The sequence below is a fragment of the Marinospirillum alkalitolerans genome (assembly GCF_045055655.1).
Taxonomy (GTDB): domain Bacteria; phylum Pseudomonadota; class Gammaproteobacteria; order Pseudomonadales; family Halomonadaceae; genus Marinospirillum; species Marinospirillum alkalitolerans.
The window spans coordinates 74,611-98,137 of the sequence record NZ_JBANFI010000003.1 but is presented as its reverse complement, the minus strand read 5'-3'; the positions used below and the strand labels follow the sequence as shown (position 1 = coordinate 98,137).

General features: G+C 47.3%; 22 protein-coding genes. 20 read left to right on the top strand and 2 right to left on the bottom strand.

The genetic code is table 11. The features are described from left to right. The 20 genes from V6U78_RS05415 to V6U78_RS05320 all read left to right on the top strand — a co-directional run bounded on the left by V6U78_RS05415 (position 1) and on the right by V6U78_RS05320 (position 20,124). The gene (locus V6U78_RS05415; protein ID WP_405338214.1) at positions 1-1,152 is read left to right on the top strand and encodes a LegC family aminotransferase; all 1,152 of its coding nucleotides are present in this window, start codon (positions 1-3) and stop codon (positions 1,150-1,152) included. Continuing rightward, complete coding sequence (neuC, locus tag V6U78_RS05410; RefSeq protein WP_405338212.1) at positions 1,149-2,312, top strand: UDP-N-acetylglucosamine 2-epimerase; 1,164 nt, start codon at positions 1,149-1,151, stop codon at positions 2,310-2,312. The genes V6U78_RS05415 and neuC overlap by 4 nt, the downstream gene beginning before the upstream one ends. A gap of 14 nt (positions 2,313-2,326) precedes the next feature. Continuing rightward, complete coding sequence (gene neuB, locus V6U78_RS05405; RefSeq protein ID WP_405338210.1) at positions 2,327-3,391, top strand: N-acetylneuraminate synthase; 1,065 nt, start codon at positions 2,327-2,329, stop codon at positions 3,389-3,391. Continuing rightward, a complete protein-coding gene (locus V6U78_RS05400) occupies positions 3,388-4,038 on the top strand; it encodes an acetyltransferase (protein WP_405338208.1) in 651 nt (216 codons plus the stop codon). The genes neuB and V6U78_RS05400 overlap by 4 nt, the downstream gene beginning before the upstream one ends. 7 nt (positions 4,039-4,045) lie before the next feature. Then, the gene (locus tag V6U78_RS05395; RefSeq protein WP_405338206.1) at positions 4,046-5,101 is read left to right on the top strand and encodes a nucleotidyltransferase family protein; all 1,056 of its coding nucleotides are present in this window, start codon (positions 4,046-4,048) and stop codon (positions 5,099-5,101) included. A gap of 18 nt (positions 5,102-5,119) precedes the next feature. After that, the gene (locus V6U78_RS05390; protein WP_405338204.1) at positions 5,120-6,136 is read left to right on the top strand and encodes a Gfo/Idh/MocA family protein; all 1,017 of its coding nucleotides are present in this window, start codon (positions 5,120-5,122) and stop codon (positions 6,134-6,136) included. Between the two features lies 1 nt (position 6,137). After that, the gene (locus V6U78_RS05385) at positions 6,138-6,845 is read left to right on the top strand and encodes an acylneuraminate cytidylyltransferase family protein (RefSeq protein WP_405338202.1); all 708 of its coding nucleotides are present in this window, start codon (positions 6,138-6,140) and stop codon (positions 6,843-6,845) included. A gap of 22 nt (positions 6,846-6,867) precedes the next feature. Next, positions 6,868-7,434, top strand: a complete 567-nt coding sequence (locus V6U78_RS05380; protein ID WP_405338200.1) for an acyltransferase — start codon at positions 6,868-6,870, stop codon at positions 7,432-7,434. Then, complete coding sequence (locus V6U78_RS05375) at positions 7,431-8,225, top strand: oxidoreductase (RefSeq protein ID WP_405338198.1); 795 nt, start codon at positions 7,431-7,433, stop codon at positions 8,223-8,225. Before V6U78_RS05380 ends, V6U78_RS05375 begins: the two co-directional genes overlap by 4 nt. Before the next feature lie 17 nt (positions 8,226-8,242). Then, positions 8,243-8,749, top strand: a complete 507-nt coding sequence (locus V6U78_RS05370) for a hypothetical protein (RefSeq protein WP_405338196.1) — start codon at positions 8,243-8,245, stop codon at positions 8,747-8,749. An 8-nt stretch (positions 8,750-8,757) separates the two neighbouring features. Next, on the top strand, positions 8,758-12,255 hold the full coding sequence (locus V6U78_RS05365) for a glycosyltransferase family protein (RefSeq protein WP_405338194.1): 3,498 nt from the start codon (positions 8,758-8,760) through the stop codon (positions 12,253-12,255). 88 nt (positions 12,256-12,343) lie between these two features. Then, positions 12,344-13,216: a flagellin N-terminal helical domain-containing protein gene (locus tag V6U78_RS05360; protein ID WP_405338192.1), complete on the top strand. Its 873-nt coding sequence runs from the start codon at positions 12,344-12,346 to the stop codon at positions 13,214-13,216. A gap of 317 nt (positions 13,217-13,533) precedes the next feature. After that, complete coding sequence (locus tag V6U78_RS05355) at positions 13,534-13,875, top strand: flagellar protein FlaG (RefSeq protein ID WP_405338190.1); 342 nt, start codon at positions 13,534-13,536, stop codon at positions 13,873-13,875. 122 nt (positions 13,876-13,997) lie between these two features. Continuing rightward, positions 13,998-15,584 (top strand): flagellar filament capping protein FliD, encoded by a 1,587-nt coding sequence (gene fliD, locus V6U78_RS05350; protein ID WP_405338188.1) that lies wholly within the window; start codon positions 13,998-14,000, stop codon positions 15,582-15,584. Positions 15,585-15,613: 29 nt separating this feature from the next. Beyond that, positions 15,614-16,039 (top strand): flagellar export chaperone FliS, encoded by a 426-nt coding sequence (gene fliS, locus V6U78_RS05345; protein WP_405338186.1) that lies wholly within the window; start codon positions 15,614-15,616, stop codon positions 16,037-16,039. Positions 16,040-16,193: 154 nt separating this feature from the next. Then, complete coding sequence (locus V6U78_RS05340; protein WP_405338184.1) at positions 16,194-17,072, top strand: flagellin N-terminal helical domain-containing protein; 879 nt, start codon at positions 16,194-16,196, stop codon at positions 17,070-17,072. Positions 17,073-17,157: 85 nt separating this feature from the next. After that, positions 17,158-18,624, top strand: a complete 1,467-nt coding sequence (locus V6U78_RS05335) for a hypothetical protein (RefSeq protein WP_405338182.1) — start codon at positions 17,158-17,160, stop codon at positions 18,622-18,624. Continuing rightward, positions 18,621-19,127: a flagellar export chaperone FliS gene (locus tag V6U78_RS05330; RefSeq protein WP_405338180.1), complete on the top strand. Its 507-nt coding sequence runs from the start codon at positions 18,621-18,623 to the stop codon at positions 19,125-19,127. The genes V6U78_RS05335 and V6U78_RS05330 overlap by 4 nt, the downstream gene beginning before the upstream one ends. A gap of 149 nt (positions 19,128-19,276) precedes the next feature. Continuing rightward, the gene (gene fliS / locus V6U78_RS05325; protein WP_405338178.1) at positions 19,277-19,771 is read left to right on the top strand and encodes a flagellar export chaperone FliS; all 495 of its coding nucleotides are present in this window, start codon (positions 19,277-19,279) and stop codon (positions 19,769-19,771) included. Then, entirely contained in the window at positions 19,768-20,124 is a 357-nt protein-coding gene (locus tag V6U78_RS05320) for a hypothetical protein (protein WP_405338176.1), read from the top strand. The genes fliS (V6U78_RS05325) and V6U78_RS05320 overlap by 4 nt, the downstream gene beginning before the upstream one ends. Before the next feature lie 113 nt (positions 20,125-20,237). Here V6U78_RS05320 and lon read toward each other — a convergent pair whose 3' ends face one another. Both lon and nudE read right to left on the bottom strand, forming a co-directional pair. Next, positions 20,238-22,700, bottom strand: coding sequence for an endopeptidase La (gene lon / locus V6U78_RS05315; RefSeq protein ID WP_405338174.1), 2,463 nt, complete (start codon positions 22,698-22,700; stop codon positions 20,238-20,240). 214 nt (positions 22,701-22,914) lie between these two features. After that, positions 22,915-23,475 carry an ADP compounds hydrolase NudE gene (gene nudE, locus V6U78_RS05310; RefSeq protein ID WP_405338172.1) on the bottom strand — a complete coding sequence of 187 codons (561 nt, stop codon included), beginning with the start codon at positions 23,473-23,475 and terminating at the stop codon, positions 22,915-22,917. Positions 23,476-23,527 lie beyond the last annotated feature (52 nt).

Sequence of the window (23,527 nt, the reverse complement as noted above, 5' to 3'; positions counted from 1 at the left end):
TTGAGCAAGCAGCTGATTCAGTTCATTCAAGACTATTACGGGAGTAAGGAGTCGATTCCTTTACATGCGCCAATATTTTCAGGGCATGAAAAAAACTATCTCATGGAGACAATCGATTCTACTTTTGTATCTAGTGTTGGTAACTATGTAGATCGCTTTGAGCAAGAGATCGCAAACTATACCGGCTCACCTCAAGCCGTAGCGACAGTCAATGGTACGGCAGCACTGCATATAGCTTTAAAGCTTGCAGGTGTTGAAGCGGGTGATCTGGTCATTACCCAACCCCTAACTTTTGTGGCAACTTGTAATGCCATTGCTTATTGTGGTGCTGAGCCAGTTTTCGTGGATGTCGACCGTGAAACATTGGGCATGTCTGCTCAGGCCCTAGAGCTATGGCTGAATAACCACGCAGAATTGGATGCAGAAGGTGCATGCCGAGCTCACGCAGATGGTAAAGTGATTCGCGCTTGTGTACCAATGCATGCCTTTGGTCACCCTGCAGATCTTGATGGCCTATGTGAAGTCGCCCAACGCTGGAACCTTGCATTAGTCGAAGATGCAGCAGAGTCGTTAGGCAGCTTCTATAAGGGTCGGCACACGGGGACTTTGGGTACCGTGGGTATACTCAGCTTTAATGGCAACAAAATCATCACAACAGGTGGCGGGGGCATGATTCTGGCAAATGCAGCAACAGGTGCAAGAGCTAAGCATCTCACCACTACAGCCAAAAAACCTCATGCTTACGAGTATAGGCATGATGAGCTGGGTTATAACTACCGCTTACCTAATTTAAATGCGGCTTTAGGCTGTGCTCAGCTAGAGCAGCTTGAGACATTCATCCGTGCTAAGCGTGCGCTGGCAGAAGGCTACAAGGCTTTTTTTCGAGGCTCTTCTTTGCAATTCATCACCGAGCCAGAAGAGTGTCGTTCTAACTATTGGTTAAATGCTGTGATCTGCGAAGACAGAAAGCAGCGTGATGACTTGCTTAAAAACACGAACAATGAAGGCGTCATGACTCGCCCCATTTGGGCCTTGATGAATCATCTACCGATGTATCAGCATTGTCGGCATGATGATCTGACTAATGCAAAGTGGTTAGAAGAGCGGGTGGTGAATTTGCCAAGTAGTGTCAGGTTAGAGGATGAAGTGTGAAGAAAATCACAGTGTTTACCGGCACACGTGCTGAATACGGCCTGCTTTACTGGCTGATGAAGGAGATCGAAAACGATCAAGATCTCGAACTCCAGCTGATTGTAAGCGGTATGCATCTTTCACCTGAGTTTGGTTATACAGTGCAAACTATTGAGAAAGAATTCGCTATCAACGAAAAAGTTGAAATGCTGCTTTCGTCTTCAAGTAGGGTGGGAATTGCAAAATCTATCGGACTGGGTGTGATTGGATTTGTGGATGCCCTCAGCCGCTTAAAACCCGATTGTCTTGTTATTCTCGGTGATCGATTCGAAGCACTTGCTCTCGCCCAAACAGCCATGATTCTTCAAATACCAATAGCACATTTGCATGGAGGGGAGCTTACAGAGGGCGTCATTGATGAGGCGATCCGTCATTCAATTACCAAAATGGCACACCTACACTTTACCAGTACAGAGGTGTATCGCAAGCGTGTGATTCAGCTAGGTGAGTCCCCCAGTAGGGTTTTTAATGTTGGTGCACCAGCCATCGAGAACGCACAACGCTTGCAGCTATTAAACCAAAAGGAACTGGAAGCATCACTGCATTTTGAGCTTGGCGATCAACCACTTCTTATTACTTACCACCCCGTCACCTTGAAAGAGGATGGTGGGATCAATTCACTTAAGAATCTTCTTCAAGCCCTTGAAACTTTGGTTCCAGAGCGTAAGCTTGTGATCACTTTTCCTAATGCTGATACTTATGGGCGTGAACTAATCATGCTATTGCAAAAGTTTGCAGCTAAACATAAGGAAAGTGTTTTATTGACCGAGTCTCTTGGACAGCTGCGCTACTTAAGCCTCATGAAAATTTGCGGTGCCGTTGTTGGCAACTCATCGAGTGGCTTGCTTGAGGCACCCGCTTTTGGTGTCCCTACTGTAGATATAGGAATAAGACAAAAAGGGCGATTCAAAGCAGAGTCAGTCATCGAAAGTGGTGACGAGCTAGAAGAAATCATGGCTGCACTCGCTCAAGCGCTTTCGGCTTCCCATCGAGAAATAAGTAACGCGACTCTTCACCCATATGGTGATGGGCAGGTCAGTAAAAAAATCATTCGGATATTGAAAGACACGGATCTTCAGCCCCTCATTTTCAAGAAGTTTTACGATATCAATTTTCAATAAGAGTTGATCTAACCATGTCTGTTCTTATTATTGCTGAAGCTGGCGTAAACCATAATGGTGACCGCGACCTTGCTTTTCAGTTAGTTTCTGCTGCTGCTGATTCCGGCGCTGATGCTGTCAAGTTTCAGACCTTTAACGCAGAACGCCTGGCTGCAGCAACAGCACCTAAAGCTCAGTACCAAAAAGAAAATACTGAGACATCTGAATCTCAGCTTGCGATGCTCAAAAAGCTCGAACTGCCCGCAAGCTGGCACAAAGACCTGCAGGATTATGCTCAGCAGAAAGGGATCATCTTTATTTCCACTGCTTTTGATCTGCAAAGCCTCGAATATTTGCAGACGTTGGATTTACCTTTTTACAAGATTCCTTCTGGCGAAATTACCAATGCGCGTTTGCTTTGGGCTTTTGCGGCAACAGGCAAGCCCTGCATTCTCTCAACAGGGATGGCAACGATCAGTGAAGTTGAACAGGCGCTGGCAATTCTGGCACACGGCTACTCTTTTGATCGGGAGCCCAGGAGCCTGAATGAAACCTGGGAATTCTGGAGCCAGCCGCAAGCCTATGAAGCAATTAAAGATCAGGTGACGTTGCTGCACTGCACATCCTGCTATCCGACTCCGCTTGATCAAGTCAACCTGAAAGCCATGGATACGCTGAGAGCCACTTTCGCGCTGCCAGTCGGCTACTCTGACCATACACAAGGGTTATTGGTACCTGTTGCAGCAGCAGCACGCGGTGCCACAATTATCGAAAAGCACTTTACATTGGGTCGTCACCTGCCTGGCCCTGATCAGAAAGCCTCTCTAGAACCACATGAGCTAAAGGAGCTTGTTCAGCAAGTACGAGCTGTTGAGCAAACTCTTGGCTCGGGTCGAAAAGTTCCCCAGCCAGCCGAGCGGGATACGCGCCAGGTAGCGCGGCAAAGCCTGTTGGTTGCTCACGCGGTTCAACAGGGTGAAACGCTGGATAAAACAACACTCACCACAGCCAGAACCGGGCAAGGCATCAGTGCCATTCATTACTGGGATTATCTGGGTACTCCTGCCAGCAAAGACTATCAGCCCGGCGAAGCACTATGAGTTTGCCTGTCATTTTGCTCGGTGCAGGCGGTCACGCCAAAGTGGTTTTAAACCTGCTGCGGTTGATGAAGCATCCGGTTTCAGGAGTCATTGACCCGCAGCTTAAGCAAAAAGGCATTACAGAATGGCGAGGGTTACCAGTGCTGGGGGAAGATGCTGATCTTTACCAGTATCCACCCAATACTGTCTTGCTGGCGAATGGTGTAGGTAGTCTGCCGGGAAAAAACCTTCGTCAAAACCTGTTTGAGCAGTTCAAGGAATCAGGTTACTCTTTTATAACCCTGGTACACCCTTCAGCCATCATTGCAGATGGAGTTGAGCTGGCTGAAGGTGTACAGATCATGGCGGGCTGTATTCTGCAACCCGATGTAAAAATTGATGAAAATACACTGATTAATACGGGTGCCCAGCTTGATCATGATTGCAAGGTGGGCAAACATTGCCATCTCGCACCGGGGGTGATGTTGTGTGGTGATGTCCACCTTGAGGATAGGTGCCATTTGGGGCCGGGAAGTTGTGTTGTTCAAGGGCGACATCTGGAGCAAGGTGCTATCCTTGGTGCAGGCTCCACACTATTGACAGATCTACCCGCCGGCCACAAATATCTGGCTGCAAAACCTCAGCAAGCCACCAAGTATTCACAGTGAATAAACCATGAAAAACTGGCAAGACACGCTCGTTCAACCCACGGCCTCACTCGAAGCAGTCATTGAGAAGCTGGATTTATCTGCACAGCAGATTCTGCTCGTAACCGACGAAGATAAAAAACTTTTAGGGACGGTAACCGATGGCGATGTGCGCAGAGCGCTGCTCAAACGCCTGGATTTAAGCACACCCGTTGTTCAAATAATGAACATGCAGCCCAAGGTGGCTACTGCTGACTGGAGTAAAGCGCGTTTACTGTCCTTTATGGAGCAACAACAACTGTTGCAACTGCCAGTTGTAGATGCTGATCAACGAGTAACCGGGCTGGAGACACTGCATGGATTACTGCAAAAACCCCGGCAGGATAACCCCGTCTTTCTGATGGCTGGTGGTTTTGGTAAGCGCTTGCACCCCTTGACCAAAACCTGCCCGAAACCCCTGCTTAAAGTCGGTGACAAACCGATTCTTGAGCTGATTCTGGAGAGCTTTGTTCACTCAGGTTTTCATCGTTTTTACATCTCCACCCACTATATGCCGGAAAAAATTCGTGAACATTTTGGAGATGGCAGTCGCTGGGGTGTGAGCATCACTTATATTCACGAAGAGACACCTCTAGGCACTGCAGGTGCCTTAGGTTTGCTACCCTATGATGAAATTAATCTGCCTCTGTTTATGATGAATGGTGATCTGCTCACAACACTCAATCACCTTAATTTACTAGCATTTCATGAAGAGCAAGGTGGTAGCGCAACCGTGTGTGTGAGAGAGTATGAGTACCAGATTCCTTATGGTGTGATCGAGTCAGAAGATAACAGAGCAACAGGCATCAAGGAAAAACCAGTTCATAAGTTTAATATTAATGCTGGAATTTATCTTCTCTCTCCAGAGCTAGTGAAACGTGTTCCTTTCAATACTAAGATGGATATGCCCGATCTCTTACAAGAAGAAATACAATCTGAAAAAGGTGTTAGCACTTATGCTTTAAAAGATTACTGGTTAGATATTGGGCGTATTGATGACTTTAATCAGGCTCAATCCGATGTTGATCAGTTAATAGAAGAATAAAAATGACTATAAAAATATATGGGTAAAGAAAAAATAAAACGTGCTCTTATAGTAGGATTAGGAAGCATAGGTCATAGGCATCTCCGATTATTAAGAGAAGAGATGCCTAGTATAGATATACTAGTGCTGCGCTCTAGTAATTGCTCTCAACCTCTGCCATATGGCGCACAATGTACACAAGATATAGATGATGCATGTGCGTATAAACCGCAAATTGCTATTATCGCATCGCCTGCACCCTTTCATATAAAAATCGCCAAGAAACTTGCTGAGCACGGAGTTCATTTATTAATTGAAAAGCCAATATCAAACTCTACTCAAGAGATCGATACTTTTCTAGAATCCTGCAAAGAAAGGAAAGTTATTGTTCAGACAGCCTATAATCTTAGATTTCTTAACACACTGCTCCATTTTAAGAAAGAAATAGACAGCAGAATAATTGGTAAAGTCTATTATATAAAGTACGAAGTAGGGCAATACTTACCTAGTTGGCGACCAGGAAAAGATTACCGTACCACAGTATCCGCTCAGCATAAACTAGGTGGTGGCGTCCTCTTAGAGCTAAGCCATGAAATAGATATATTGAGATGGGTGTTTGGAGAGATAGACTGGGTGAGCTGTCGGAGCACTAAGCTCAGTAATTTAGACATAGATGTTGAAGATTGCGCTCAATTAAATATTGGCTTTTCTAATGGGGCGCTAGGAAATTTATCTATGGATTTTCTAAGGCATGATACAACACGATGCTGTACTGCTATTGGTGAGTATGGAACTATAAAGTGGGATGCTGTTTCAGGTCAAGTCAATCTTTTCACTGCTAAGCTAAATGCTTGGCAAATCATAAAGAATGAGTCACCTGATCGTGATGCTACATATCGAGAACAAATTAAATCCTTCATTAAAGCCATTGAAGATGGCAAATCATCAACGACAGCTTCAAGCGGTTATGATGGGCTAGCAGTTCTAAAAATAGTCGAAGCGGCAAAAGAATCATCATCAAAAAACAGCCAATCCATCAGCATAGAAAAAAGTTAAAATGAAGAGAATAACTGCATTTATATTTGCTCGTGGTGGCTCTAAAGGCCTACCAGGAAAAAACTCTCGCCTGTTATCAGGAAAACCATTAATTGGATGGTCGATTGAGCAGGCTCTGGCAGTATCAAGAATTGAGCGTGTTATTGTATCAACTGACTCACAGGAAATTGCCAATATTGCTAAATCATTTGGAGCTCAAGTCCCTTTCCTTCGTCCTGCTAGTTTAGCAACTGATACAGCGGCTGAAATAGATGCATGGCGACATGCTTTGAATTACTTGCTTGATCATGAGGGTACCCTACCAGATATCTTTGTTTCTGTTCCAGCAACGTCACCTCTTAGGCTATCTGAAGATATTGATGAATGCATTAATACTTATGAAAAAAACAATGCTGATTTGGCGGTTGTTGTAACACAGGCACACCGCAACCCTTGGTTTAATATGGTAAAGAAAAATAAAGACCAGTCTGTTTCACTGATAAATTCTTTTGAAAAAGATTTTTATCGTCGGCAAGATGCACCAGAAGTATTTGATTTGACGACAGTCGCTTATGCAGCAAATCCGAGTTTAATTATTAAAAATGAAAAACTTTTTTCTGGTCGAGTTTTCTCGTTCGAAGTTCCAAAGGAGAGGGCTATAGATATAGATACACTATATGATTTTGAAATTGCTGAGTTTCTAATGGATAAGAGGCTTAAATTGAAATAAATTAGCTAGCATTGGTGGCATCTTGATTTCTTTAACCAAAAAAATTTTCTTTGATGTTTCGAGTGATCGAATTGGTCCCGACTGCCCATTTACACATTGGAATCTTTTTTTTAAAAAAAGAGCTCTCTCTTTCTGTAAATCTAAATTTAGATACTTTGGTGAAGGTGCTGAGTTTAGACCTGGATCATATGCTATTTCTTGCTCAAAAATATCTATAGGTAATCGTGTTGTTGTAAGACCGCAAACAATGCTTTTTGCAGACCCTAGGGACGGCGATGAAGGTAGTATAATTATTGAAGATAATGTTATGCTCGGCTCCAATATCCATATTTACACTGCAAACCATAGATTTGATTCAAATTCAATTGATTTGATTGATCAAGGGCATCAGTCTCCGAAAACAGTATTACTTAAAAAAGGATGTTGGATTGGTGCAGGAAGTATTATTCTTCCTGGTGTCATAATAGGCGAAAACTCTGTTGTTGGTGCAGGAAGCGTTGTCAACAAAGATGTTCCTGCAAGATCTCTTTTTGCTGGCAATCCAGCTAAATTAATAAAGTTCTTGGACAAAAAGGTATCCACCCCGTGAATCATAGCTCACTTTATGATAAAAATATTATGATACTAGGTGCTGCAGGTCTTTTGGGCTCGACCTTAGTAAAAGGTTGCTTGAACGCAGGAGCAAATGTGATTGCTATAGACTGCAATTATTCAGAGCTCGACAGAAAGATGAAAACAATCATAGATAGAAATCACCATAACAAGGTGCATCTTTTTGAGTGGGACGTTACAGGTGGAGATTTTATTTTCGAGCTCCTAGATTCCGATATCATCATTGATGGTGCAGTTAACTCGATTTACCCGAGAAATAAAAACTATGGCAGGCACTTTTTTGATGTGGAATATGCTGATTTTAGCGAGAACTTATCTAAAAATCTAGGTGGAAGCTTTGTTTTTTTACAGCAATGTGCTAAATATTTCGAAAAAAGAAAAGAAGACTTTTTAAGTAGAGATAAGTTTTTCTCTCTCGTAAATATATCCTCCATTTATGGAGTCATAAACCCAGATTTTTACCTATATAAAGATACAGGTATGACTATGCCTGTTGAGTATTCTGCAATAAAGTCTGCACTTATCCATGTTTCAAATTATGTTAATGCGTATATTGCAAATAGCCATTTTAGAGTAAACTGTGTCAGTCCTGGTGGTTTGCTTGATGGGCAGCCTGAAATATTTGTCCAGCGTTATAATAAAAAAAGCTATGGGAAGGGCATGCTTGAACCAAAAGATATCTCAGGGGCTGTCAACTTCCTGCTTTCTGATGCATCTAAGTATATCTTAGGTCAAAATATAGTAATCGATGATGGGTTTTCATTGTAATGCAGGTGGGTAAAAACATGCTTGATTATTATAATTCAAGTGATTTTGCGGATTTAGTTTCAAGTAACACATTGTGCGGAAAAAACAGCTGGAAAAGATTGATGAGCTGGCTAGATTTTGATGCTCGATTTCAAGGCTTTATGCAGATTTGGCTTGATGATTTTTCGGATTATTATCATACCGAAAATGAAAATGCAGTTGCTCCCTGCGTAGATGGAGTTTTAGAGGGTTTTTTTGATGATTTATATCCTGCGCAATTTATATTGAGATTGTATGAGTTGACTGATGAGGCTCGCAAAAGGTGGATCTTAACCTCCTTGTCTCCAGAGCAGCAAAAAATTCTTTTGCTTTGGGTAAATGATAGCATGCAAGATAAAAAAAAGGCGTGGTTAGCAGATAACTGGACTTTGCCTTTTGAAAAAGAAAAAAATTGCAAAGAAATATCGATTTTAAAACCATTGAAGTCAGATGTTTTTTCTGCATTGAGTGCCGCTCTAAACTCATCTACAAGGCGAAATCGCTAGGTTATAAAATGAAAGAAAAGAAAAGGGCTATTATCTCTACGATTCTTGATCGGCAAGCGTCGATTCTTGACGCTATTTTGAGCCGGGAGTCCTTTGATATAATAACTCCTCGGTTATTTGCGGAAACTGCTAATTTATATGCCAAAAAGTATGGCGTTTCAGTGTATATTATAGAGGAGTTCTATAGGGATTTAAGGGGGTTAATAAAAGGGATAGAAAGCAATATAGAATATTGTTTGGAGTCTGGTGCTGCTGATTTTGAAGAATGGTTAGAGAAATATGCTGTCGAAGTTCCAGGTACCCTGGTTACAGAAATCGCAAGAAAAAGAATCAATAAGATAGCTTCAATGCGATCTGCTTTAGACTATTTGAATGATAAGCTTGAAGTTATTGCTCTTGTTGTTAATCAGGAATACCTTATACATGAAGCGGTTTTAGTTGATTGGGCAAAAGACAATAATATTGCAAGCATCCATTTTTGTCATAGCCCTTATTTGTCCAGAAATATGGGTAGTATTCGACACTTTCGATCTGACTATGTCACTCTAGCCTCAATGCGTTGTTCAGAGACTCTTGATGATATGCAAACTGGACTCTCTTATAGACCTGTCACGGGGATGATCAATTGGGATGTTTATAGAAACTATAATAGCAATCAAGTGCAAAAATTAAAAAAAGATTTAGATATCCCTGATGATGCTTTAGTGGTTTCGTACTTTACAACATATACAGTTGTAGAGAATGCTACCTCTGATCCAGAAACCTATGAGAAATCATTGGATTCATTCATGGATGCTGCAAGCAATATCATTAAGACAGTTTCTCGTCCAGTGTTTTTTATAATTAAAGATAGGCCGTCGGGTGTTTCTTTTATAAAGGATAGGGTTGAAAGGAGTGCGGAACGACTAGGTCTGAATAGCTGTCTGCGTTACTGCTTTGATCGTTCTGAACCAATAGTTATGATCTCAGATATCACTATCTCATCTGGTTCCAGTATAGCAATTGAAAGCATGGCAATGGGAAAAGCAGTTATAGAATTGGTTATTAGGCATGTTTTCTTAGGCGGGCTTTGTTTTGATGCGCATGATGGTGTTATACAGGTTGACAGTAGAGGATTATTGCCAGCATTAAAGAGAGTAATAGAAAATGATGATTACAGAAAAAACCTGATTCAGATTTCCTCAAATAATGAAAAATATGTTATTCCAACCAAGAGCTCGAAAGCACTCCAACTCTCTACAGCTCTACTGTTCGATGTTTTTGGTTACAGTGATGTAGCTGAAAGTGTTCGTAATGATGACCAGTTTTATGACAATCTTGAACTTTTTGGTGATGATCACCGCTTCTACCAAGTCGATAGCTTTGCTCTGTGGCAACAGCGTATCCGCCCCAATGAACTCACCGCTCAGCTGATGGGCGAGCGCTATAATACGTGGAAAAAGCACCCTAGCTTTCATCTTGTGATGGTCGTTGATCAGTCGCTCTTTAGTGCACTGGCCAGTACGCTAGATTCTCTTGAATTGCAAATGTATCCTCATTTTGGGCTGAGTGTTATTAGTGCTGATCCTTGCCCTGATGCAGAGTTACTCAACCATCCCAAGATACAGTGGATACATGATGAGCAGCCTTTTGAGCAAGTCAACCAGGTCATTGAGGAGGTTGAAGCTGACTGGATCGTAGCGCTGTGGCCTGGAGACGAGCTTCACCCTCATGCACTATTCCATCTGGCGGATTATGCTGACCTTTATCCTGATTGGTTGGTAATGTATGGTGATGAGGTGCTGATTACACCAACGAATGAAGAACTCAGTGATGATGCATCACGCTTTGCCACAAGTCGCGCTGAATCGGGTGTTTTTAAACCAGATTTTAACCTCGATCTGTTGCGTTCAACCGATTATGTTGGGCGATCTGTCGCCTTCCGAAAGGATGCATGGAAAGCGATGGATGGGTTTGGTGATTATGCTTATCGCCAAGCGGAAGAGTTAGTATTTCGTATTGCTGAGCGTATGACGTTGCCTGCCATTGGCCACATTCCACAAATGCTGGTACATCGTTCCACTTTTATGGATCCTTGGGTCAAGAGTTCGGATTACGAGCAACTAGGTGCCTTGATTCGCCAGCAGCATTTACAGCGTTGTGGTTTTGAGAGAGCTGAGGTGTTACCTGGCTTGCATGCTCAAATTTACAATACCCGTTATCACATTCAAGATGAGCTGCCGCCAGTTGATCTTTTAATTGCTGGAGAAGGGCTTGGTGAGCAATTAGCATCCTGTCTACGCTCTCTACAAGAGCAGCAGCTGCCAAGACATACACAACTTTATATCACCAGCCCAGCCAACGAAGCGCAGAATCAACAATGGTTGATTGAGCAAGGGCTAGGTGGGCTTTCTCCAGTTTGGGTGCCTGTTGATGCCCAGCAAGCCAACATTGCGCAGCAATGGCAAGTCTTGATCAACGCCAGTCAGAGTGAGCATTTCTTACTGACTTGGGATCGTTTACGCTGCATTCAAGCGGATTGGTTGACTCCTTTACAGGACCAGCTTGGCAGAGATGACGTCGCGATGGTCGCTCCTCGGCTTGTTTCATCGCGCTCAACGCTGCTGAGCGCCGGACAAATTCTTGGTAAGGACGGTTTGATCGGTGATCTGTATCGTGACTTCTTTTTAGAGCAAGAGCTTAAAGGTTTACCGCGTGCTTGGTGTGAGCAAAACTTTAATGCACTCAATCCTGCCTGCATCTTGATTAAGCGTAGTGCATTGTTAGAGCCCTCCGTTGATTCACGCTTCACTGGGCCTTTGGCAATCAATGATGTGCAGCTTCAGCTGTGTACGCAAGGGAAGAAGCTGATGTGGACACCCTTAAGCAGTGTACTGATGACGGAGTCTATGGGTTTAGGGACTGCCGATGATCAGTGGCAGTTTAAACAGTGCTGGTTCAATCTGTTGCTTATCGACCCTGCGTTTAACCCGCATCTTGAACTGAGAGCAGCAGGGCTAGAGCCAGATATTTTGCTTTCTGCTCCTTGGCATCCTGCTTATCGCCAGCGAGCACAGTGGCTTTGTGTGGTGAGTGATCCTTATGAAGGTGAGCTTGAGGCTGCGGCACCGCTTCTGAAGGCTATAGAGCAGCAGCAAAAGCAGGAGAAGTTACAGAGCCTGGCTTATCACTTCACTCGGTTGGCTCAAGAGCGCCCATTGACGGTGATTGAGCTAGCAAGACGCGCCCCTTCTGTCGTGATCTACTTCGGTCGAGCTGAGGAGCAACTGGAGCTAGTCAAAAAAACAGCGCAGCTAACACAGATTGAGCAATGGGTGGTTGTGACAGACTCAACAGTCTGGAATGAGTGGCAGGCAGCGGCAAGCCACATTCAAGGATATTTAGTCACAGATCCTGAAATTTTTGCTCAGCAAGCAGGCAACTTCCCTTGTGTGCTGATCTCATTCGAGGAGGATGAGCAGTTGAGTCGTGCCCATCTTTGGGTAGAGCAGAAGGTGCGAGAATAATTTTTGAGAAAAAAGCTAAAGGTTCGTCTGGTAGGTCCGATAACACTAATGTCTCTTGACATACTTTCTTAAGCTAAGGAGCACGACTATGTCTCTCGTAATTAATACTAACAATGCCGCCCTGAATGGTGCTCGTAACCTGGCCAATACTCAGGCACAGCAATCACAAACTTTCCAGCGCCTGTCTACAGGCCTGCGTATCAACTCAGCTAAAGATGATGCTGGTGGTCTCTATTTGGCCCAGTCTCAAACTAAAGATATTCGTGGTTTGAATATGGCAACCCGTAATGCTGGTGACGGTATTTCTTTGGCTCAGACTGCGGAAGGCGCCTTGGATCAAATCCAATCTAACCTGCAGCGTATCAACGAGCTGGCGATTCAGTCTGCCAACGGCACCTACAACACTGCTGCGCGCGGTGGTCTGCAAAAAGAAGTTGATCAATTAACCCAAGAAATCAAGCGTATTGTTGAAACCACAGAGTTTAACGGTCAAAAGCTTCTCAACGGCAGTGCCCGTGTTAGTACTATGCAGGTTGGTAACCAGAATGGCTCTGGCTACCAAGTCAAAGTTGGTCTGAAAAGCGGTTTATCCAATAACTTGGCAGGGGCGCAGCAGAGCGCTATCAAGGCTATTGTTAATGGTTCTTTGTCTGCTGTCAAAACTATTGATATTACAACTCAGACTGCTGCACAAAAATCTATTGCATCCACTCGTGCCGGTATTGACGGTGTCTCTACTATTCGCGCTACCTTTGGTGCGATGATGAACCGTTTTGAGTCGGTTATTTCTGGTAACCAGATTGCTTCTGAAAATTTGCAGGCTTCACGTAGCCGTGTTCAGGATGCTGACTTTGCTGTTGAAACTTCCAACTTGGCTAAGCAGCAGGTTCTGCAGCAGGCGGGTGTCGCTGCTCTGGGTCAGGCTAACGCTTCTGCGCAGACAGTACTGGGTCTGCTGTAAGACACTTCGACTTGGATCTTTTAGATCCAAGTTGTCTTGCTCTACAAACCCCCAGCCTTCGGGTTGGGGGTTTTTTAGTTTAAGGGGCTGGCCAGAATTAGGTCTAAAGCTTTACCTCTTGTGGTCGATAAAATAAGCTAGATCAATTCAACCGTGAGGTAAAGGCGATGACCTCGGAATTGCCCCCACTCAGCTCCACGAGCGCTTACACCAGTACAAACGAACCACGTTTGTCTGCAGCTGACAGCGCCACCCAAAAAGTCGACAAGCCAACAGTAATCCAACAGCAAGATGCTCGTTCTTCTAAGGCTCCGCCTTTGGCTACTATATCGCAAGGTCAGCAGACTGATAAGCTGGTTGCTAACCCATTGCAGCAAGCCCCAGTTGATCAGAAAACAGATGAGCAAGAAGAAATGGCCGTTGGGCCTCTTGATGCCGATGAACTGCGTTCATTATTGGATGAGGTGAATAGCACACTTTATTCAATGAATCGGGCACTACGCTTTGAGCTGCATGATCAAACTGAAGAAGTCGTCGTGCGCGTGGTGAACACCAAAACGGATGAAGTGGTTCGTCAGTACCCCTCTGAAGAAGTGCTCGCACGACGCGCACGCTTGATCGAAGGCGATACCAGTTTTTTTAATATGCAGGTTGATTGATCTGATCAGCAAGTTAATCCACTGTAAGCAGCAAACTGAATAGCAGTGGATAAAATTTTTCTTCATGCGCTCAATCATACTGTTGAGGGCTCAAAAGATTAAAGGCGGAGGAGGACAAAGCCATGTCTGGAATTAGTTTTATGGGTGTGGGTTCTGGCCTGCCCGTGAATGACATTATCAACGCCACTGTAGCGGCTGAAGCCCAGCCACTTAAGCGGTTAGAAAATGATAAGAAGTTTTTTCAATCACAGATTAGCGCGCTAGGTCAGTTGACGAGTCGCCTGAGCACCATGCGCACCGCCATGCTGGATCTGCGTGGTCAGGATAAATTCAGCCAGCTAGCCGCTAAGCCAGGTAATGACAAGTTGTTTACTGCCACGGCTGACCATCTGGCGGGTGCGACTGCTGGAAATTACAGCATTCAGGTTTTGGCTGAAGCGCGTAGTTATCAACAGACCTCGGATCCCTTCTCTCGTACTGATTTTTTGGCTCCCGAAGGTGCAGCAGATGCTAAGTTGACTTTTACTGGCTTAAAAGATGCTGATGGTAATGCTATTGATCCTGTCGAAATAAATGTTGCTGGCAAAACGCTTGATCAAGTACGTCAAGAGATTAACAGCAATGACGGATTAAAAGGAAAAGTCTCCGCTAATCTCGTCAATGTGGATGGAGAGAATGCGCGCTTAGTGCTGAAAGCCCAAAAAACAGGTGAAGAGGGGCGCTTTTCTGCTGAGTTTTCTGGTGTTGATCTTGCAGCTGGTTTGAATGCTAAAGTTACAAATTTGTCTTCTCCTGATTTTGATTTTAACCAGGTAGCTTATGATGCTATAACAGATCTAGATGAAAAACGCGCCTATTTACAGGCAAGAACTTTAGATGCACGCATCAGCATTGATGGTATTGAGGCCAGCAATTCAACGAACAACTTTAGTAATGTGGTGACAGGGGTGAGTATTAATATCACGCCTGGCGCAATGAATGAGGCGACTAAAGCCAGTAGCCTAGAAGTAAAACGTGATGACAAGGCCATTCGCGATAATATCGATCAGTTTGTTAAAGCCTATAACGACGTCATCATTCACCTGAATGAAGCCAAAAAAGGCTCTTTGTATGGTGATAACACGATTCGTACGGTAGAGGCAGAGATGCGCAATATTCTCTATTCGCCTACGCCAAGTAATCTTGATTCTGACACTAATAGCTCTGATGACATTGCTGCCGATACCCAGAAAAACTTCCTTGCTTTGATCGGTATTGAGGTTTATACGCCCGGTACTTTTGATCCTGAGAACCCTGATTCTCAAAATGGCACTTTGCGTGTGAATTCAGCCAAACTCAATGAAGCGCTGGAAAACGATTTTGATCGTGTGGCGCATATTTTGGGGGCTTCTGATTTTGCCGATGGTTCTGGAGTTGATGGCTACGCAGCTCGTTTTGCTGATTTGGCCCAGCGTCTGACTTCCACGACTACGCAGAATGGTCAATTGTCTAAAGGCTTGTTAGAAGTCCGTCGCGAAGGTTTGGATAATCAGGTCAAACGTGTTGATGATCGTATTGAATCCACCAATATGCGTTTAAAGCTTTTAGAAGACCGTCTCAAGCGCCAGTTTGCGGCCATTGAAGGTTTGGTAGCGAACTTTAACAGCTCGGGTAGCTTCTTGGCGCAGCAAATGAACAACTTACCTGGCTATACGCGGCCGCAGAGATAAACCAAGAATTTAAAAAAGGTTGATGAGATATGGCTTACAAAAAGCATTTGCGTGGCGTTTTTCAGTATGCGCAGGGCACCAGTAAAGAGTCTGAAATTGAAACGGCAACACCTCACCGCCTGATACAAATTATGATGGAATTGCTGATGGGGCGCTTGGCGGCCACCAAGGGAGCGATCGAGCGCCAAGATCAACTGGCGCGCACTCAGGCTGGTGCTAAGGCTTTAGCGATTATTACTGAATTGCGCCTATCGTTGGATTTTGAAAAAGGCAAGGAAGTCGTCGAAACATTGAATAGCCTATATGACTATATGGGACGACGCCTCAATCAAGCCATGGCGGCTCAGGACGCTACGATGGTTGAAGAAGTCATTCAGTTGATGAAACCAGTCAAAGAAGGTTGGGATGCCATCAAAGAAGAAGCTGAGCGTGTTTTAGAGCAGCAGGCTTCTTAAGCTTTGGCACAGCTTTTGCTTTGTTAACGTAGTTAAGATCAGAAACCTACGGGCAGCACAGAAGAGAGGCAAGTTCTTGCCTACCCAGCGGCAAGTGTCTGCCCAAAATGAAATAGCGATGCTATCCGAATTTGTGAAATAAGGAGCCTCACCCATGAGCCTAGTCCTCAATACTAACATTGCAGCACTCAATGCCACGCGTAACCTATCTTCAACGCAAAATGCGCAAGCGCAAACCTTCCAGCGCCTTTCTACTGGTTTGCGTGTTAACTCGGCCAAGGATGATGCGGCTGGCTTGTACTTAGCTCAGTCGCAGACTAAGGATATTCGTGGTTTGAATATGGCAACGCGCAATGCCAATGATGGTATCTCTATGGCGCAAACCGCTGAGGGTGCCTTGGATCAGATGACCCAAAACCTGCAGCGGATCAACGAACTCGCTATTCAGTCCGCCAACGGCACCTATGATTCAGCTGCACGGGGTGGCTTGCAAAAAGAAGTTGATCAGCTGACCCAAGAAATTGCGCGTATCATCAGTGTGACGGAGTTTAATGGTAAAAAACTGCTCAATGCATCTGCGCAAAATGTTACCTTCCAGGTTGGCTTTAAAAATACGCCTGACTCCCAGATCAAGTTGGAGTTTGCTGGTGGGATAGTAGGAGCGTTAAATAATAATACTGCAGCTCAGGGTGCTTTAAAAGGTATCGTTAGTGGTGGTTTAACAGCAGTTAAAAGGATAGATATTAGTACTCAAACTGCTGCTAAGAGTGCAATTACAGCAAGCCGTGCAGCCATTGACGGTATTTCTGAGACACGCGCTACCTTTGGTGCCATGATGAATCGCTTTGAAGCGGTCATTTCAGGCAACCAGATCTATTCTGAGAATCTCTCAGCAGCCCGTAGCCGTATTCAGGATGCTGATTTCGCGACAGAAACCTCGAATCTGGCGAAACAGCAGGTACTGCAGCAGGCAGGGATTTCTTCCTTGGCCCAGGCCAACCAGTCGAGCCAGGCGATCTTGGGTCTGCTCTAACCAGCGGCTGAAGTGCGCAAATCAGAGCCCAAGGTGTTTCTTGCGCAAGTAAGAGGCCCTTGGGTTTTTTTATGGAGAAAAGCTGATGTCGATTGAAGTCTATTCCCAGTTGTCCCCTTTGCAGCGCCAACAACCGACAGCGCCAGTGGCCCGCGCGCAAGAACTCACCCCATCCGCTGAGCCACAGATCAAAGAAGGCTCAGCGCAAGCCGCGCCGCAGTTGGCTCAGGTGGAGCGTCAATGGTTGGCCGAAAGCTTGGGTCAGGTACAGGTGACGCAGGAAGCCTTGCAGCAGGTTGAGCAGGCTTTACACCAGGCACAACAACTGGTGGAGCAAGAAGCTCATTTAAGTGATGATCAAAAAGCGGCGACGCAGACCCAATTAGATGAAATCGCATTGCTGGTGGCCGAGACGATTCAGCAGGCCCAGTTTAATGGCGAACCTCTATTAAGTGCCGAGGCACCGAGTAAGGTAGTGCCGGAAAGTCTGCTCCCCCAAGCCACGGTGGCTGCTGATCCAGCACAAGCTGTTGCGGCCCAATCTGCTACAACCCAGTCTGTTACAAGCCAGCCTGTGACAATCCAGTCTGCTTCACCCAGCCCAGTGTCGGAGCGACCTGCTGCTCAGGGGCCAGCTTATCGACAACTGGGTTTGCCCGGAGGCTTGGCTCAGGCAGTCAGTGAGCAGACTCGCACGCTCTCTGAGGCTCCAGCTGAGAAAGCTCAGGCTGCTGCCACAGATCCGCTGCATAAAAACCTCAGTATTATGGAGTTTCGCCTGAAAGGGCAGCCAGATATCTATACTGGCGAGATCAAAGAATGGCCGGATTCGCCTTATTTTTCTTCTGGGGCTTATCAAGCTGTGCAGGCTTTTCGAGCCTCTATGGCTGAGATGCTGCAAGCCCCCTTGGCAGCTGAGCCAGATCAGGTGGTGATGGGTGCAGAGCTGGGTGCTGCAGCGCGTGATCTAGTGAATCAGCAAGCAGGCGAGGCAGTCTTAGGTGAGTGGCAGCAGGCTGAAAATCAGGTGCAGGGCCATACCTTACGCCTTGAAGGCCGTGTTGAGCAGAATGCGGATCAACAACTGCAGTTTGATGCAAGCTCGGCTCTGACTTTTGAAGTCAATGGCACCCAGTTGATGATGCAAGGGCCTTTCATCCGTTTTGTTGGCCCAGTGGATGAAGATGCTTTTAGCCTACCCAAGGACGAGCAGGGCGAGCCCTATGTGGCGGTGCAGCCGCAGCAGTTGTTACAGGCACTCAGCCATGCAGAGGCTGATCCACGTCAGTGGATGCGAGTTGAGGATCCAGGCTTACCCGCCAGTCTTGAGCAGGCGGTCAGTAGTGTTCAGCAGCTTGAAGGCCAACTAGATGGGCAGTTGCAGGCGTTGACTGGTCGTGCTGAAGTGAGGCCGCTTGAAAACCATCAGCAAGCCTTGGCCCTAGTGCAGGAAACCCAGAGCTTGATTGAGCAGCAGCAGGCGGCCGCCGTCGCCGCTCAGGGTCAGCTGTCCACTGTGGCGCTGTTGAATCTGGTGGAGCCAGGCAGATGAAGATGAAGCAACCTGAGCGGCGTACCGCTTACCTGATGCAGCGCAAGGCGCAGGCTTGGGCCGAGCAGGTGAACTTTAATCATCATCTGCGCAGTGTGATTGAATCTGCTGACCCGCATGAGCTGATCAACCTGCTCTATAAGGGCCTTGGGCAGCATCTCGAGGCCTTAAAAGGCGCGTTGACTCGCTTTGAGCCAGCGCGCAAAACGCTGCACTCAACCAAGGCTTTGTTTTGTGTGAATGAGCTGCGCTTGTCTTTACGTCATGAGCTTTACCCGCAGCTGGCCGAGAATCTGAATCTACTCTACGAGTACATGACCCGCCAGATTGCCTGGATGCTGCTGCAGCCGATGCATCCGAATTTTTGTCGTGAGGCGCTGCGCCGTCTGGATGAAATCCAGCAGTTGTTACAGCCCTTGGCGGCTTCTTGGCTGCGTTTAACAGAAGGGGCGAAGGCATACCGAGCACGGGTGGATGCCGAGGGGCAAAGCAGCGCGGACTAGGCTCGAATTCTGCTGGGCTTTCCAGTAAGCTTGCGCTCAAGGGCTCCTTCTGAGCGCAGAGATCCACGGTAAGCGACACTTCGCTTGCTTGAGCTATCAGACAAAAAGACCTTGCCGTTGAGGCAAGGTGATGGACAAGAGAATAGACCATGATCAAAAGACGCCACACGCCTTACCAAATGCAAAAATCCGCTGAAGCCTGGGCCTCACAGGTACACAATAATCGTCACCTCGAAGCTGAGGTGGAAGAGGCGGATGCCCACAAGCTGACACTGCTGCTTTACACGGCTATTTTGGCACATATGAAGGATGCACTGAGCGCGATGCAGCGCGATGATCAGGTGGCCAAGGTGAAGTGGGTTAATAAGGCGCAAACTGGCATTAATGAACTGCGCGTGACCTTGCGCCATGATATTGAACCTGAAATCTCCATGACGCTCGATAGCCTCTATGACTATCTGGGTCGTCAGTTGGCCAAGGCCAAAGCAGCCAAGGATGCCGCACCGCTGGTGCTGGAGTGCATTCGTCTGCTGGCACCGATCAAGGAAGCCTGGGAGCAGGTGATGGATGAAGCGCGTCAGTTCCGTGCAGAGCTGGCGACCTATCAGCAGGAGATGGCCGCCAAGGATGAGTCTTCGTCATGAGTGCTCCCGCGATTAAGGATCTCCCCCCCACTCAGGCTCTCAAAAGAGCGATCCAAGCCAGTGAAAAGCTGCTCGCGATGATGAGCCAGCTGGAGGAGCAGGAGGTGGAGGGAGTCGAGAAGTTAGCCCAGATCCGCACTCAGCTGGTGGAGCAGGTGTTTGTCACCCCTTGGACGGAAGAGGCGGTGGCCACCCATCTGGCGGATTTGCAGCGCCTTGAAGCACTGAGTGAAGAGCTCCAGAGCAAAGCCAGCGAAGTGCGCAGCAGCCTGCATGAGCAGCGGGCCAGCAATCAGCACAAGCGTAAGGCGGTGAATGCTTATGGGCAGGCGAAGGGTCAGTTTTCGCGTTAATCAGTGATTTCTTTGCCCCTGATGAACACCTAGGCTCGCGATGTTCATCAGAGGCTCCCTGGCCCCTTGCCAAAAGAACCCTACATAAAATGCGCCCTACTTAAAAGTGCGCCTTATTGAAACGCCCAATGCACTACCTCCTTAAATTGACGCGCAAAGTGCACTGTCAACCCTGTCTTAAGGTAATCCGGTAGTTCATCAAAATCACGTTGATTGGCCAGTGGCAGGATCAGCTCAGTCAAGCCTTGGCGTTTGGCGGCGATGACCTTCTCGCGAATGCCGCCGACGGGCAAGACTTGGCCGGTCAGGCTGAGTTCGCCTGTCATCGCAATGGGCCGTGTTTTCTGGCGGCGTGCCAGAGACAAAAGCGCCGTTGCCATGGTGATGCCAGCAGAAGGGCCATCCTTGGGTGTGGCCCCTTCAGGCACATGCAGGTGGATCTGCTTTTGGTCAAAGAAATCCACTGGTGCGCTTAAATCACCCAGATGGCTCATGACATAGCTATAGGCGATTTCGGCCGATTCCTTCATCACCTCACCCAGTTGCCCTGTCAACTTAAAGCCCTTATTGAGCGCATGCACCTGCGAGGCTTCAATCGACAGGGTTGCGCCACCCATCGCGGTCCAAGCCAAGCCGGTCACCACGCCGATGCCTTTCATCAGCTGATCTGGGCGGAAGGTGGGGGCACCCAGATAGGCTTCGATCTTACTGACCCCCAGGCTGATACTCTTCGGTGGGGGCGCTGGTTCTGCTGTGTTCTTCTCTGCTGCACTCTTCTCTGCTGGACGGGTATTCGCGGTGAGCAGCTGGACGCTGGCCTTGCGAATCAAGCGATGAAGCAGTTTTTCCAGCTTGCGCACGCCGGCTTCACGCGCGTAGCCTTCAATGACTTTTTTCAACGCGGCATCGCTGATTTTGACTTGCGATTTCTTCAGTCCAGCGCGTTTTAAGAGCTTCGGCCAGAGGTGATTTTTGGCAATCGCCAGCTTTTCTTCAGCGATATAGCCAGAAAGACGGATCACCTCCATCCGATCGAGCAGTGGCCCAGGCAGGGTATCCAGTTGGTTGGCGGTACACAAAAAAAGCACCTTGGAGAGATCAACCCGCACATCCAGATAATGATCGAGGAACTGATGGTTCTGTTCTGGATCAAGGACTTCGAGCAGCGCGGAGGCAGGATCACCTTGGTAGCTCTGCCCCATCTTGTCGATTTCATCGAGCAGAATGACGGGGTTTTCTGTTCCGGCTTCTTTGAGCGCCTGAATCAGCTTACCGGGCATGGCGCCAATATAGGTGCGGCGATGGCCCTTGATCTCGGCCTCATCGCGCATGCCGCCAACAGAGAAACGATAGAATTTGCGCCCCAGCGTGCGTGCAATGGATTGGCCGATCGAGGTTTTGCCGACGCCGGGTGGGCCGACCAGCAGCACAATGGAGCCACCGACATCACCCTTAAAATGGCCTTCAGCGAGGAACTCGATAATCCGATCTTTGACATCCTCAAGGCCATCATGATCCTGATCCAACACTTGGCGTGCGAGTGTCAGATCCAGTTGATCGGTGGAGCGGACGCCCCAAGGCAGCTGGCTCAGCCAGTCCAGATAATTGCGCGTGACGGCATATTCTGGTGAGCCAGTTTCCAGCATCTCCAACTTGGTTTTTTCTTCATCAAAGCGTTTTTGTACGGCTTCGGGCAGGGTTTTACCTTCTAATCTGGCGCAAATCGTCTCGATTTCTGCGGTTTTATCATCCTTGCTGATGCCCAGTTCACGCTGAATCACCTTGAGCTGCTCGCGTAGGAAAAACTCACGCTGGCGTTGATGAATCTTCTGATTCACCTCTTCACTGATCTCGCCCTGTAAGCGCGCGACCTCCACTTCCTTCAGCAGCAGTGGTAGCACCTTTTGCATCCGTTGTAGCAGCGGCAGCGTCTCCAGCACCTTCTGCAGTTCACGCCCTTTGGCTGAGGTGATGGCAGCCGCAAAATCGGCCAACGGGCCAGGATCATTGGGATTAAAGCGGTGTAGATAATGTTTGAGTTCTTCACCGTACAGGGGATTCAGCGGCAGCAGCTCTTTGATGCCATTAATCAGCGAAAAGGCATAGGCCTTGGCTTCATCGCTGCTGTCTTCCTGAGGCTGTGGGTAGCTGACTTCAACCAGATAGGGTGGTGTGCGTGACAGCCAGCGCTCAATCTTAAAGCGTCGCAGACCTTGCGCAATAAACTGGATCCGCTGCTCTTCACTGCTGGCACGATGCACCTTGACGGCGGTGCCGATGCTGGGCCACTGATCGATTTCTAGCTGATCAGTGGGCTGCTCATCCACAAAAATCAAACCGGTCACTTGATGCGGCGTGTCGCTCACGCGCTCTAGCGTGGCTTCCCAAGGGGCGCGTGGAATGACCAGTGGCTGTACCTGGGCAGGAAAAAACGGGCGGTTATGGACCGGCAGTAGATAGATGCGCTCAGGCAGGGGCGCATCGGCGGCCAGAAGGAGTTGGCCGGAGGCGCTACCACTGTGCTGCTGGGATGTATCGACAGCGGTATCGGGGAGGGTGTTATCGTCTTCTGTCATGCCAGACCTCATTGATCAACATTTGTGGTCTTAATGAGGCTGGCGCGCCTGTTTTTCAAGGCCGAGGATGTTAAGGAGCCTCTGATCAGCGTCATGAGCGCAGGTCAGGCAAGGCAAAATTGATCGAAAAAGCGGAGTTGACACGGAGTCAATGAGCATTTTGAGACCAATTTTAACGCAGCATCACCAAGCGCAGTAGTTAATCAGATGCTTCTTAATCGAGTTCGCTGAGTTCCTCTTTAAGCCGCTCGCGGGTCATAAACAGCGCGGCAACGGAGCGCCCTTCATGAAAATCATCACGCGCGACCAAGCTATTAAGCTGATTCAGTGAGTGCAGGTGGACCTCAAGCGGTTCTGGCTCATCGCCTTCGAGCTTGCAGGGGTAGAGATCACGCGCCAGTACCACCTGCATCTTGTGGCCCATATAGTTGGGCGCGAGCGAGAGTTCAGTTAAGGGCTCAAGATGATGGGCGCCATAGCCGGTTTCTTCCATTAACTCACGATTGGCAGCGGCCAGTACATCTTCACCGGGTTCGAGCATGCCCTTGGGCAGAGTCAGCACATAGTCATGAAAACCACCGGCATATTCGCGGATTAAGACCACCTCGCCCTGCTGATTGACAGCCACCACCATCACCGCGCCCGGGCCATGGCTGACCAGCCGCTCATAGGTGCGCTGCTGACCATTGCTGAATTCAAGCTCAAGCTCTTCAACACGAAAATAGCGACTTTGGGCGATTTGCGTGCGTTGCAAAATAACGGGACGTCGTGACATGCTGGCCTCTCTGGGTTGAGTGGTTTACCATCTTGCCTACCTTCACCCCTAG

Bases quoted from the DNA above. Each gene is read 5' to 3' on its own strand.
- V6U78_RS05365 (WP_405338194.1), top strand. From the start codon at position 8,758: ATGAAAGAAAAGAAAAGGGCTATTATCTCTACGATTCTTGATCGGCAA.
- V6U78_RS05340 (WP_405338184.1), top strand. From the start codon at position 16,194: ATGAGCCTAGTCCTCAATACTAACATTGCAGCACTCAATGCCACGCGT.
- V6U78_RS05390 (WP_405338204.1), top strand. From the start codon at position 5,120: ATGGGTAAAGAAAAAATAAAACGTGCTCTTATAGTAGGATTAGGAAGC.
- neuB (WP_405338210.1), top strand. From the start codon at position 2,327: ATGTCTGTTCTTATTATTGCTGAAGCTGGCGTAAACCATAATGGTGAC.
- V6U78_RS05395 (WP_405338206.1), top strand. From the start codon at position 4,046: ATGAAAAACTGGCAAGACACGCTCGTTCAACCCACGGCCTCACTCGAA.
- V6U78_RS05385 (WP_405338202.1), top strand. From the start codon at position 6,138: ATGAAGAGAATAACTGCATTTATATTTGCTCGTGGTGGCTCTAAAGGC.
- V6U78_RS05400 (WP_405338208.1), top strand. From the start codon at position 3,388: ATGAGTTTGCCTGTCATTTTGCTCGGTGCAGGCGGTCACGCCAAAGTG.
- fliD (WP_405338188.1), top strand. From the start codon at position 13,998: ATGTCTGGAATTAGTTTTATGGGTGTGGGTTCTGGCCTGCCCGTGAAT.
- lon (WP_405338174.1), bottom strand. From the start codon at position 22,700: ATGACAGAAGACGATAACACCCTCCCCGATACCGCTGTCGATACATCC.
- nudE (WP_405338172.1), bottom strand. From the start codon at position 23,475: ATGTCACGACGTCCCGTTATTTTGCAACGCACGCAAATCGCCCAAAGT.
- fliS (WP_405338186.1), top strand. From the start codon at position 15,614: ATGGCTTACAAAAAGCATTTGCGTGGCGTTTTTCAGTATGCGCAGGGC.
- fliS (WP_405338178.1), top strand. From the start codon at position 19,277: ATGATCAAAAGACGCCACACGCCTTACCAAATGCAAAAATCCGCTGAA.
- V6U78_RS05330 (WP_405338180.1), top strand. From the start codon at position 18,621: ATGAAGATGAAGCAACCTGAGCGGCGTACCGCTTACCTGATGCAGCGC.
- V6U78_RS05360 (WP_405338192.1), top strand. From the start codon at position 12,344: ATGTCTCTCGTAATTAATACTAACAATGCCGCCCTGAATGGTGCTCGT.
- V6U78_RS05320 (WP_405338176.1), top strand. From the start codon at position 19,768: ATGAGTGCTCCCGCGATTAAGGATCTCCCCCCCACTCAGGCTCTCAAA.
- V6U78_RS05370 (WP_405338196.1), top strand. From the start codon at position 8,243: ATGCTTGATTATTATAATTCAAGTGATTTTGCGGATTTAGTTTCAAGT.
- V6U78_RS05335 (WP_405338182.1), top strand. From the start codon at position 17,158: ATGTCGATTGAAGTCTATTCCCAGTTGTCCCCTTTGCAGCGCCAACAA.